Origin of the sequence: Sulfuricurvum sp. (genome assembly GCF_028713855.1) — a bacterium.
Taxonomy (GTDB): Bacteria; Campylobacterota; Campylobacteria; order Campylobacterales; family Sulfurimonadaceae; genus Sulfuricurvum.
In genome coordinates, this window is the sequence record NZ_JAQTNN010000007.1 from 131709 (window position 1) to 145196 (window position 13488).

The window sequence follows — 13488 nt, forward strand, 5'->3', positions numbered from 1 at the left end:
GAAAAGAACCCTAATAATAAGGTTGAGCAAGTTTTAAAAAACCGTATTCAAATGTGAATGGTACCTGTCTAAGAGTGCTAAGATTGATATATGGTTTGACGCTTCTTCCGATGTAAATCGAAACGTCAGCCCCTTTTTGCAACAATCCGGGATCGAAACAAAAGGTCAATATTTTATTCTTGTGAGCATGTTCCAGTAGGAGGGGAAGCATACTTTCTTCCGGTTCCATAAGTAAAATAAAGCCATGTGAATTTTTGATCTCCAACGCTTCTTTTGGCGTAACAATTGTGAAGCTAAGAGAATAATTACTAAGTACTCCACTGTATTGGCGTTCAAACATCTTTGATAATCGTTGTGCAGTCTCTTTGTTTAGCGGTTCAGCAATAATGACAAAATTTACGCTCGATTGAATACGTTCTTTTGTCCCTTGTTCCATCAAAGCGACTTTGGGAAATATTTTTACCCCTATCTGCAATAGTGCCAAATCATAGTTTGTACCCCAGAGTACAAACGGCAGAAGCAAGAGAAGAAGGGATTTTTTCATTATCGTTTCAGAGCCATTGTCAATGTGAAAATAGCGCCTTCATCGGTATTATTTACGCTGAGAGTTCCTCCGAAATGTTGTTCGATAATGACTTTGGACATGTAAAGTCCGATACCCGTACCTTTGTTGTGCAGTTTAGTGGTAAAGTAAGGTTCAAAAATACGTTCGACAATCGAGGATGGAATTCCTCCCCCGGTATCGCTGATATCAATATAAAGATGATTTACATCGCAACGCAAGGTAACTTCTATTTTCCCTCCATTGTTATCTGGTTTGCTTTTTATGGCATCTTTGGCATTATTGACAATATTTAAAATGACTTGCTTGAATTCGTTGACGACACCAAAAATCTCTTCATCACATTTTATATCTACTAAATAGGTGATATTGGCATAGTGCAGTTGTTCACTTAATAGATTGAATATTTCGTGAATGGGTTGGACGGGATCGAAAGGAATTGACTCTTTATCCTTATTGAAAAAGTTCCGAAAATCATCGATAGTATTTGACATAAAAGCAAGATTGTTATTAATTAGGGCACTATTTTTCTCAATCTCTTCATCTTTGAGTAAGCCAAGTGCACATTTTACATTGACATCGGCTACGGCCAATCCAATGATATTTAAAGGCTGCCGCCATTGATGGGCAATACTTTCAATCATTTCACCCATTGCCGCAAGACGAGACTGGTGAATAAGAAGCTGTTCTTTTTCACGACGCTTGGTAATTTCACACTCAACACGATTTTCAAGCTCATTGTTAATTTGCTCCATTTGAGTACGATAGTTATCAATGGTTTCAACCATTTTATTCGCCGAAGAGGTGATGATTCGAATCTCGGTATTCGCATTATTGCTTTTGAACGGTTCGGAATACTTGTCAATTGTATAGTTTCCCATCCAGTTTGATAAAAGACGAAGAACAAAAAATTGCTTCTGAAAATACCAATAAGTGATGGAAAAAATAAACAGTGCGAACAGCGACAGAAGGATTAGCTGCATAAAAAGTTTATTTTGAAGATCGTGCACAAAATTGTTCGAATAACTAATAACAAGTGTGGCTTGCATCTGATGGGAAATGGAATCGATTACCGGGGTAGAGAAGGTAATAGTCTCTTGAGTTTTGGAATGGGGATAGCGTTGTTCAAAAATAACTTTTTTATCGGCATCGAGCAATAATACGTCCAAAACATTAGGATTTTGAAAAAAGGTACGCATAGTATCACTGAGCATCTCTTGCTGATCAAAGGTCAGATACGTAGAGATGATCGGTTTAAGTGTTTGGGTAACCAACTCAATTTTTGCCTTTTCACTTTCATTCAGAACCGAAGAGACATTAATTTGAATAAAGATAAAGATGGGGACGATAACTGCAATGTAAAGCAGCCAAAATACCCATGCAAATTTTCCGATAAGTGAACGCGTCATTATAATCCAATAAGTAGTAACATAAAATAATATTATATAAAAATTTGTTAATTTACTATTAATTTAGCTACAATCTGCACACTTTTTATGCGAGATTGCTGATGAAATTTTACCATATGTTGATGAGTGCGCTTCTCTTTGCCTACGCTGCTAACGCAGAAGATGATTTTACCTTGTTGTTGAATGAAGTAACGGATATCGCCACCAAAACCAAACTCAATATCGATTATCAGCCCTCCGTCGTTTCCGTTTTGCGAGCCGATAAACTTAAAAAACTCGGTATAAGCAATCTGCATGAAGCGATTGCTCTGCTTCCCGGGATCGAAACATCGATATTGCATACGGGATGGAAGCAAGTCATTATTCGTGGAGCGCACAATCCCGATACCTTTGTTTTTGATAAGTATAAGCTCTATATCGACGGTGTGGATGTCGGAAGCGATCTTTACAGCACCAGCTATTACTACCTCGATTTTCCGGTTGAACTGATCGACCGTGTTGAAGTGCTGCGTGGATCGGCATCGACAATTTACGGTCCAGGAGCATTCAGCGGAGCGATCAATGTCATTACAAAAAGTTCACAGATAGGGTCAAGTGATGCCGTTTTTGGTTCACTTGGTAGTTTTGATTATGCTAAAGGCGGATTTGTGAAGCATCTCAATGTCGGTCAATGGAATATCGGAATCGACAGCTATTATCAGCAAAACAACAAAACAATCAATGCCGGTAGTGCCTTCGTCTCACCCAAAGAGGCTTCCTATGAGCGTTCAGACTATAACAGTTTGGAAGATTTCGATGATTATTCAATCGGTATTACGGCTAAAAACAGTGATTACACCTTAATCGCACGCTACAAATCTGAGACAACAAGCAACTTTTACGGACTCAATGAAACGCTTGAACCTGTTTCCGGCGGGTATCAGTCCAATAAAAGTGCTATCGTCGAACTGCAAAATAGACACAATCTCAATAATGATTTGAGTCTGGAGACAAAAGTCGGAGTAAACTATTACGCCTTTACGTTTGACTCGACGGTGTATCAAAATTATTATGGAAGCGGTCAGAGTATACGGATGAACCCGACGTATGAGCAATTAAACTCCTATCTCAATATGAACCTCAAAGGGAAAAATATTGAAGATCACGAGTGGATGGCCGGGATTGGTGTGCAAAAGATCAATACCCTGAAAAATGTCTTTGGTGCCACCTATCGAAATTCAGCGGATGGAGGTCCCGTTGTTGTCTCCGATTCGTTGGTTTATCTGAATGGACAATACGGCTTGTTGAATGGTGACAATGATCAGTGGATCAAATCCGCCTACTTTCAGGATATTTATTCGATCAATGACGATTTGGACATTTCTGCCAATATCAGGTTGGATGATTATGCGTTATTCGGAAATATGGCCAGTTACCGTTTGGGTTCTGTCTACCGACTGAATGAGGACAATATTCTAAAAGCAGTTTTTGGGCGTTCGTACAGAGCTCCTTCTTACGTTGAGGCATTTCAATCAATGCAAGAAGGATTTAAAACCGGAAATCCGAATTTGAACCCGGAATTGATAGACACATACGAACTGGCGTATACCTATAAAAATCACAATACAATTGTACGAACCAACCTGTTTTACTCCATCATGCAGGATGTAATTGACAGTATCAATAATGAACCCGCTTCCTTCGTCGGTGATTATGCCAACCATAAACAGCGTAATGCCAAAGGTATCGAACTGGAGTTTACCCGTCATTTCGGCAACGGTTCAGAATTTATGGCAAATCTATCGTATGTCAGAACCGAGTTTTTCAGTCCCGATTATTACAATCCGGTGGAGTTCCAAAGCCCTGAAATTTCCGAAGTGCTGAGCAAAGGATATTTCCTCTTTCCATTAACTCCGACATTGAGTTTAAATTCGGCTTGGTATTACAGCGGCCCTAAAAAGGGTTATGATCGTGACAATACCGGTGATGCAAAAACATACGATTCCATGATGGTAATCGATGAAACCGTCGCGTATGATATTGATAGTTCCTCAACAGTGACACTAAGTGCAAAAAATATCTTTAATGACCCAGTAATTTATCCGTCCTATCAAGGAAAACATGATGGATTACGACGTGAAGGACGGAATTGGTTAGTAACGTACGAGAAAAGATTTTAATAAATGAACTTCCGCTGACATTGCCTACGCATTGCTTGAAAAAGGGAGTAATATTAAAAACATCAACCCGATGTTTTTAACTCCAAAGTACTCTATCCTCATGTTTTATCACAGAAAAATCATTTAGTTACGGTATGATAAAAGATATTCTAGAAGGTTTATCGATATGTCGAATAATGATAATAATATTTATCAAGCAATTTTTGAAAATGCACCAATTGGAATGGCACGAATAAGCCTAAATGGTAAAGTTATTGAAGTAAATAACGCTTTTGCCGCTATCCTCAATTATTCAAAAAATGAACTGGTTTCCAAAGCACTGTCTGATATTATCGATCCAGTGGATTACATTGACTACATGGCTGCACAAAAACGTATCCTTTCTAAATCTGATACGAGCAATGCGCTCATCCATCATAAATTTAGAAAAGACGGTACCCCCGTAATGATTTCATGCAATCTGTCTCTTATCAAAGATGAAGAGGGGCTGCCTCTTTACTTTATTCATGTTATCAAAGATTTTTCACAGCAGGAATATGAAAGCAACAAACTGAAAACGGTTTACGAAGAGAAAAGATTTATCAATTATATGCTTGATCATACGAACAATTTGATTTTTGTTGCTGATAAAGATAGTAAATTTGTATATACCAATGAAACTGTGATTGAACAATATGGATATTCAAAAGACGAGTTAATGAATATGTCGATTGGAGATATTGATATAAATTATAATCCATTCAATAGAGAAGAATTTTGGGAAATATTTTCGAAAGAAAAAGTACTTCAGATAAATAGTATCCATGCTGATAAAAACGGAACGCTACACCCTGTTTTTATACATGCCCATTATATTGAATACAAAGGTGAAGTATATAATTTTGGGGTTGTTGAAGATCAAAGCCGTTTGCAGGCTCTTTTTGACTTACAAGACGGGTTTATTCTTCTGACAGATGGCGAAGCGCTTCAAATGACCAATCGCCATTTATTAGAGTTTTTCAATTATTCTGACTTTACAGCATTCAAACATGAGCATAAATGTATCTGTGACTTTTTTATTAAAGAAGAAGGGTTTGTTTGTAATCATCCTGCATGGATAGAAGAAGTAAGAGATACAATTCATAATGATGCCAAAGTAAAGATGCTGCGTCCTAATAGCAATGAGTACCATATCTTTCTTGTACGTGCAGTCAAGTATGATGAATCTCGCTTTGTAGTTACTTTTATTGATATTTCGGAACTTGAAAACTACAAAGAAAAACTCAAACTTCTTGCAACAACCGATGAGTTGACAGGTCTTTATAATCGCCGTACTTTTAATAAAATATTGCCGCAGGAAATTAATAGAGCAAAACGCGATGGTAAATTGATCGTTATGATGATAATTGATGTCGATTTTTTTAAACAATATAATGATACCTATGGCCACATAGCAGGAGATCAGGCACTTACCAAGATTGGACATACCATCAAAAATTATTTACACAGAGCCAGTGATTTTGGTTTCCGATTAGGTGGAGAAGAATTTGGTGTTATCTGTACCGTTTCATCTTCAGAGGAAGCAGTGAGAATAGCTGATAATCTGCGTAAAACAATCGAAGATCTCGGTTTGGTGCATGAGAAAAATACGGCATCAATGTTTATTTCCGTCTCAATCGGAGTTGCTGTTCATAAAAACACTTCGACTCCAGAAGAACTTTACTTTACTGCAGATACTGAATTGTACAAAGCCAAAGATAGCGGAAGAAATCGTATTTCGATTGTATAGGCATCAAGAATAAATCGCTTTTATTTTTTGCTGAAGTGTTGAGAGTTGGAGTAGGTACAACGTAAGCCGAGTGCTTTTTTAGCCAGTGTTTACGGGCTTTCAAGGGGTATTGTGACAGAAATGCTATGCACATAGGCACAATACAGTAATGTATTATCTACAATTGATAACACAAAACGTTTAAATATTTTTCTCAATCTATTCTTTCTATAACAATCAATAACCTCATTTTTACTTATATTATGAACGAAATATTTGTAACTATATTAAATAATAAACTAATCTAAATATATCAGGTGGCACTTTTTTTCGATACAATTGGTTATATTGAATGAATATAAGGGAATTTATTATGAGTGTTGTAATCGATCTTAGCCAAACAGATACTAAAGCATTTGATGCAGACAATATGATTCAGTTAAGTGCAAAAGAAAATTTTTCAAAATTGATCAAAATATTTTTGGATGATATAAAAAAGTATGATTCTAATGAAAATAAAAAAGATCAATGCAATATTGATAGGGTTCACAATACAATTCTCATTAATGGCAAACGTGGGATGGGGAAAACTTCTTTTATTTTAAGTGTCCAACAAGACAAAAATATACTTGCAAATATATGTCCACTTTGTATTATTGATCCGACACTCATCGAAACTAAAGAACATATTCTTTTAAATATCATTACACTTATTAAAAATAAAGTTGATGACCTTGTCCGATGTAATGAATGTAATTATGGGAAAGACACGCAATATAAAAATTGGAAAGAAAGTCTTAAAAAACTTGCTGGTGGACTCAGTATGCTTGACGGCGTAGGCTCTGACCATTTAAAAGACAATACATTATGGGACTCGCCGGAATTAATATTAGAAAGAGGGCTTTCGAATGCAAAACAAGGAGCTGACTTAGAAAAAAATTTCCATAAATTTATAGATAAAAGTTTGATACTATTAAATAAAGATGCTTTTTTTCTAATTTTAGATGATATTGACACGTCACTTAATAATGGTATGGATGTACTTGAAATTTTGCGAAAATATTTAACTACACGAAAATTAATCATTGCAATGTTAGGAGACATAGATCTTTATTCTACACTGGTAAGACAACTTCAATGGGAAAAAATGGATCCAAATGGTACACTTGAAAAATATGAAGGAAAAGAAAAATATATTGGACAAATCGAGCATCTTGAGGAACAATATCTTACTAAAGTACTTAAACCTGAAAATCGTATTGATCTCAAAAATTTATGGACATTAAAAGAAAATATTTTTATAAATAAAGAAATGAAAACATTTACCTCTTTTGTGCAAGAGATGATCGAAAAAGTGTATTTGACTTCAAAGAGCGATTATTTAAAGTACTATGAACATATTATTTTAACACAACCAACAAGATCAGTTATGCAAATTCTTCAAGCATGGAATTATAAAGAAGAACTAGATGAAGATTTTGTTTTTAGAATTAAACACACCTTTTATTCAACTATAAAAAAGAAACTAGAATCATATAGTTTAGTTGATATACCGTTAAATCAACAGTTTTTAAATCTTTTATCAATATATATCTTGACAGAAAATATTAGTCGTGATAATCATTTGAACTTAGTTCCAGAATTTGCACATGTTGATGACAATATTGTTATGCTCTATCTTAATGCGATGGCAAATCACATTTTAACACCTAAAGATTACCTGTCATATTTTGTGAAAGTAGGCTATGTTTTAGAACGATTTAATGCTACTGTAAACAGTAGGGACAAATCTATGCTCTTGAAATTTATTGATGGTCTTGCATTAGATAGCAGTATTTCTACACATGAGCTTTCTAAAAAACTATTAAAATCTTTTACAATCGATACTAATACGCATTCAAGAAACCCTATATTCTTTGGTAACTTATCTATTTCGCAAGATAATTTAAAATCGATCAATCAAAAAACAAATTTATCACTTTTAATGAGTCAAGTTTACAATCAAGATATGCGAAGATACAATTTTCTATCCATATTTAATTTATTTGGTTTACTTGCAGATATATCATATAGTGAAAATATTGAAGATATTCTTGATAATCTCATACATAGTTATAATGAAAATGAAGATAAGTATTGGAGTAGCTTTGATATCTCAAAAGATTTGAAGGTAGCATTAGTCACATGGACAAAAAAATCCGAGAAAATAATTCAAAAGTTATCGATTGCAGATTTATCTAATATATGGATTAAATTTGTTTATAGTATGAATGATATTGAAGATAAATCTGAAAACAGAAAAAAAAGTTATTCAGAACTGTTGGATTTATATTTCACGGCATTTTTAAATAGAGTATTCATTCATTGCGAACAGAAAAAAGGAATAAAAGATCTTGATCTTAAAAATCCTTCAATAGATAGTAATCACTTTTATAATAAATTAATTGGTTATAAAAGCGATGAAAGTAACTATACTTTTTTTGATTATCTTTATGAATGTCCATTATTTGTAAAAGGAAATACATATTTTTCTGGTTTAGAAGAAATAAAACTTTCTGGTGAGATAATTAACACTAAGTCGAGTCATGACACAGTAACATCTTTACTTAAACAACAATTTGAGGATCAAACTTTACAGATAAAAATTGAAGCCGTCAAAGAAGCTTTAAGTCGAATTGAAAAGAATGCCGCACCGGAAACCAAGGAAGCTGCTTTAAGTAAAAACATTAACAGTCCTAAGTTGATTACATCTATTATTAATCAACTTCGTGGCGTTCAGTCATATCGTATAGGATCAAAAACAGGGCCTAGTCACGTCAAAAAATCCCTAATAGAAATTTGGAAAGATGAAAACTAATCTTTCCATAGTATTTCTTGATTCCCAAAGAATCCTAGAAAAATATTTATATGAGGGTTCCCTAAACGACAAAGAGTTACAAAACAATCTCTTTGTCGAAGCTCATAGTAGAGACCCGTATAAACCTGACTATGTTTTTAAAAATGCAATGGAAGATTTTACGAAAAAAAAATCTGAAGATATTGATGCATACTATCTAAATGACTCAAAAATTAGTAAATCAACTAATGATTTGTTATTTGACACACTTGAAGAACTCGCTAAGATGCTTGTTTTTCAAGGCGAAAAAATCTATGTCAATAATCACCAGTTTGAAAAATGGCAAAATACAATTTTGAGTATTTCACCGCTCATTATTATCTCCTATGCAATTTTCAAACAATCGAAAGAATCTTTTCATATCAAGCCCGAAAACTTAATTAAAAGTATTTTTTCAAAAACTGCATTACCCTCTATCTATGAACCGCAACTTGACTCTATTATTAACAATGGGCTTAATGAAATGCATATGCACCTTACCGGTACGACAGAAGTGGACATCGTTTGGCATGATGCTCTGCAACAACCACAAAAATTTTATTCGTATATTAAAAAATCACTTAAAGACTCAACAGTAACCGAACAGTATCTACAAATCGGTCATTTCAAGCAAGATGATTTTTACAGACTTTTGAAAATCGCTTCTCAAATTCGTGATCAAATGTTATCTATGATAGATAGTAACTGTGATGAAGAAAAAGCTAACTCTTACTTTACCAAAGAGACGTTTGATATTGGAAAAACACTCTGTTACGCTTCGACAAATCATCCTATAAGTTTAATCGAAAATGTTTGTCTCGATTCTAAAATGCAGTATGAATCACTTTTTATAATCCGAAGTCTGGAATATTTAGCAAGTTCAAAAAGTATATATTTCGGTCATCTTTTTCATTACTATATCCTTATTTATTCCTATTTCCAAAAACTTTTAGTTCAGCAGAAAACGCAGGTTGGTTTCGATCAATTTCAAAAAATAACACTTAATGAATTACGGGAGACGACTGAAAAAGTACATTACAACAATAGATATTATCAACTCCAAGGGATGTATGATAATTCATTATCCATTTTAGAGGGAAGATTTGCCCCAAAAGATAATTTGAAAGATATTCTTACTCTTTTAAAGGATATTCATGCCGGATATGACAAAAAACTACAAAAAAAATTCAAACTCAAATTAGTCCCTCATTTTACGAAACATTTAGAGAAACGAAACCCTGAAAAAATCATCACATTCCGAGATTTAGAACTGAGACTTAAAAATAAGAAAGCTCTCGATTTTTTACTAGAGAGTCTGAAATATCATAACGAAAAAGGTGAATTTATTTATAAAGAGTTGATTGTCGGTTTTGATTCGGCAGCAAACGAATTGCACGCATCACCAGAGGCCTTTTCCCCTATCTTTAGAAAACTAGCTTTTTTAGGGTATAAAAATTTTACCTACCATGCTGGAGAAGATTTTGTTCATATTCTTTCTGGCTTACGAATGGTGTACGAAGCAGTTGATTTTTTAGAGATGCAATCAGGAAATCGTATAGGACATGCGACAGCATTGGGGATAGAACCTAAATTATGGAATCAACGCTTGTATGATAGTAAATTGACGATAAAAACAGGAGAGTGGCTCGACAATCTAGTATTTGCTTATAATTTTTGTTCTGAAACTCAAACAATGTATAAATATCTCGCCAAATTGGAAGAATCGATTAGACGTTATTTTAATGAGATATACGGCAGTGGCAAGTATTATTCGATGTATCAAATCATTCAAGCATGGAAAAGTAGAAAATATGATCCATTCATTGTATTTGAGTGGAGAGAACCGAGTTTATTTGATGATTTTGAGTCAAAAGAACTAAAACAATACAATAAAATCGATGAAGATGTCCGTTCGCTTTATGAAGCTTACCATGAAGGGTGTAATATCGCAAAATACAACAAAATGATTCAGATCATTCCCTTGGAAATATTTGGTGTCGATGAACTAAGATTATTTCAGAATATGATGATTGAGTTTTTGAACAAAAAAAATATTGCGATAGAAACGCTTCCGACGAGTAACGTACGTATCAGCTACTATAAAGAATACAGTGAACATCACTTGATTAGATGGCTTGGACTTAAAAGTGTAGACGATCCAAAACCGAATGTCGTTGTAGGTAGTGATGATACGGGAATATTTATGACAAATTTGAGAAACGAGTACGCTCATGCATATCAAATGATTAACAAGAAATTGAGTACCGAGGAAACATTACAAAAAATTGAACTTTTAAATAAAAACAGTAAAGCTTTTACCTTTTCAAATTAGATACAAATTACGCAAAGTGACTATTACATTATGAATAATAAAAAATCCCCCCTTAAAGACAAACCTCTCCGTAATGCAGGGCAATCACTTGATGAAGAAATAACTCGTATTATCGATGAAGATGCGACACCCTATATCAGTGCTAGTTTAACTCTAATTTTATTTGCTGTATTTGAATGGTACCGATTGTATACCCATGTTTCCCCATCACCTTGGATATTTACAATCATGGCTTTATTGTTCACAGAATATTCTGCATACAAAATAATCAATATCCGATCACGATTAAAAAACCTAAGACTCGGGCGTGACGGTGAAAAAGCCGTAGGACAGTATTTAGAAAGCTTCCGATCAGCGAACGGTATAAAAGTATTCCATGATATAAAAGGTGAAAATTTCAATATCGATCATGTGGTCGTATCTACTAAAGGCATTTATATCATCGAGACAAAAACTCATTCAAAACCGATTAAGGGCAAAGCCGAAATCCTTTTCGATGGTAAAAAACTTTTATTTAACGGTGCTGACTACGGAGATCGTATTATGATTCAAGTCAAAGCTGAAAATAAATGGCTCTCTGAGTTAATCGAAGAGTTAACAGCTCGAAAGTTTCCGATTCAACCTGTAATTGCTTTCCCCGGTTGGTTCGTTAAAATGACCAACACTAATGATAGTGGTATCTGGGCTTTAAACCCTAGAGGTTTACCATCATTTCTAAACAATCAACAAGAAGTCATGTCACTCGAAGATGTTCAGTTAGTTTCAAACCATTTAAGCCGTTATATACGATCATTAGAGGCTTAATGCAACAAGAGCTTATCAAAAATTTAATATCGTATAGCCAGTGCTATCTTCAAGTTGATGATATACGTAAAAATGGATTTATTGATATTCTCAAAAAACATCAACATATTGAAAATACACTCACTTTTTTAGAAAAAGTTCATACCAATTTACATGAACTTCATAATTATTACGATGAGATTATAACCATCTTGCTTGATGGCTTTTACTCCATTATCGATCTTGAAGAAAAACAAAACGCTACGAGTGAGCATTGGGATCGAATAAAGCGATTCGAAAAACAGCGAAAGAATATTGTTCCCTACATCAATGGTTTGATCAGTTCTCAAGAAATATATCAAAGTATTGATGATTCACTGATGAAAAAGCGAATAGTTATTGCTCTAAAAGTATTTGAATCGTTTTTAAAAGATGATGACTTAATGCTCGAAAATCTTGCGCTTGCCAGTTATTATTCAAAAAAAATTAGATTCAATCAGAAGTATGATCGAGAAAATCAAATATTCATACCAATCCCTTATAATCCTGAAGATGTCATAAACGACTCTCTTTTGAAAAAAGATATAGAGCTTTATATGCCTGAACTAGTCCCCTTTGTTGTGAACATTGGCGATCTTATTTATCTGGCTTCTTTGTCAAATTTCTTTGAGGGTTATCGCCTAACACCACAGATGATTCTTAGATCAGTTGCCATCAAGCTTTATAATAATCTGTATATGGTTCCAATGTACTGTTATGACGAAGATGGAGAGGAATATATTAATCATGATGCAATTAATAAGTCTGCATTAAAGCGCAGTATTGAATCACTATTACTACCGTTTAGTCAATCCGAAAAGTTTACTGTTGATATCAAAAAGTTTCAACATTATTATGTAAAAACATATTTTCGAGGCTCATCTGTATTGGCTTTAGAAGGTAAAAATAATAAAAATAAATTTCGTAATTTCTTCAATCCAGATGAATATTATAAAGCTAGTTATCCTAATAGCATTTTGAGAAATCCAAAGATTCGATCACATCAATCCATGTTTATATAAATAAATTTTCCTGATTTTCAGGGAAAAAAAACCTATCCTTCTTACCGCCCTATCCCCTATAATTTTCCTCGTTATATAACTCGAAAACGGCAAAGCGCTTTGTCAAATCCAAAATTTATAAAAAGGATTTGATTATGATCAAATTATCTGGAACCCTTCTAAATGTCTATACTTCGAATGATTTCACCAATAAAGAAACGGGTGAAATAGTACGAGGTAAAAATAAAATACAGTTGCTCTTAGAGATACCTCTTAAAAACGGTGACTCACGCAAAGAGCTGATTGATCTCTCTATCCCCTCTTCCAAAGTAGCCCTCTACAAAGGCAAAGAAAACGAAATCGTTGAAGTAGACGTTGCCACCGTAGGCAAAGCCATCTTTTACGGTGTCTAATAGTGCGCATACGTAGGCTTTGAGCCTTTCCTGCGGCTATGCTGTAGATTTCACTCGAAGTTTCCAGCCGTTTCACAAACATGTTTCCACTTTTTCAACGGCGAATCAGGCTGTAAAATTGTAGCGTAAAGCTACACTTCGGTCTCTTCTTTTTTCTTCGATTTTAGT

Annotated in this window: 9 protein-coding genes; 7 read left to right on the top strand and 2 right to left on the bottom strand. The window is 34.2% G+C overall.

Annotated features, from left to right (window positions below; genetic code table 11):
- Positions 1–10: 10 nt before the first annotated feature.
- Together PHI47_RS08395 and PHI47_RS08400 are read right to left on the bottom strand one after the other, a co-directional pair.
- The gene (locus tag PHI47_RS08395) at positions 11–544 is read right to left on the bottom strand and encodes a hypothetical protein (protein WP_299936113.1); all 534 of its coding nucleotides are present in this window, start codon (positions 542–544) and stop codon (positions 11–13) included.
- Positions 544–1971, bottom strand: a complete 1428-nt coding sequence (locus tag PHI47_RS08400; RefSeq protein WP_299936115.1) for a HAMP domain-containing sensor histidine kinase — start codon at positions 1969–1971, stop codon at positions 544–546. Before PHI47_RS08400 ends, PHI47_RS08395 begins: the two co-directional genes overlap by 1 nt.
- Before the next feature lie 101 nt (positions 1972–2072).
- On the opposite strand from PHI47_RS08400, the gene PHI47_RS08405 reads away from it, so the two are divergent.
- From PHI47_RS08405 to PHI47_RS08435, 7 genes are all read left to right on the top strand, one after another.
- Positions 2073–4130 (top strand): TonB-dependent receptor, encoded by a 2058-nt coding sequence (locus PHI47_RS08405; RefSeq protein WP_299936118.1) that lies wholly within the window; start codon positions 2073–2075, stop codon positions 4128–4130.
- A gap of 166 nt (positions 4131–4296) precedes the next feature.
- Complete coding sequence (locus PHI47_RS08410; RefSeq protein ID WP_299936122.1) at positions 4297–5898, top strand: sensor domain-containing diguanylate cyclase; 1602 nt, start codon at positions 4297–4299, stop codon at positions 5896–5898.
- 352 nt (positions 5899–6250) lie between these two features.
- Complete coding sequence (locus PHI47_RS08415; protein ID WP_299936125.1) at positions 6251–8734, top strand: hypothetical protein; 2484 nt, start codon at positions 6251–6253, stop codon at positions 8732–8734.
- Positions 8724–11084, top strand: coding sequence for a hypothetical protein (locus PHI47_RS08420; protein ID WP_299936127.1), 2361 nt, complete (start codon positions 8724–8726; stop codon positions 11082–11084). Before PHI47_RS08415 ends, PHI47_RS08420 begins: the two co-directional genes overlap by 11 nt.
- Before the next feature lie 30 nt (positions 11085–11114).
- Positions 11115–11888: a nuclease-related domain-containing protein gene (locus PHI47_RS08425; RefSeq protein ID WP_299936129.1), complete on the top strand. Its 774-nt coding sequence runs from the start codon at positions 11115–11117 to the stop codon at positions 11886–11888.
- Positions 11888–12928: a hypothetical protein gene (locus PHI47_RS08430; protein ID WP_299936131.1), complete on the top strand. Its 1041-nt coding sequence runs from the start codon at positions 11888–11890 to the stop codon at positions 12926–12928. Before PHI47_RS08425 ends, PHI47_RS08430 begins: the two co-directional genes overlap by 1 nt.
- Before the next feature lie 134 nt (positions 12929–13062).
- Positions 13063–13320 (top strand): hypothetical protein, encoded by a 258-nt coding sequence (locus PHI47_RS08435; RefSeq protein WP_299936134.1) that lies wholly within the window; start codon positions 13063–13065, stop codon positions 13318–13320.
- The last annotated feature ends 168 nt before the right edge of the window (positions 13321–13488 follow it).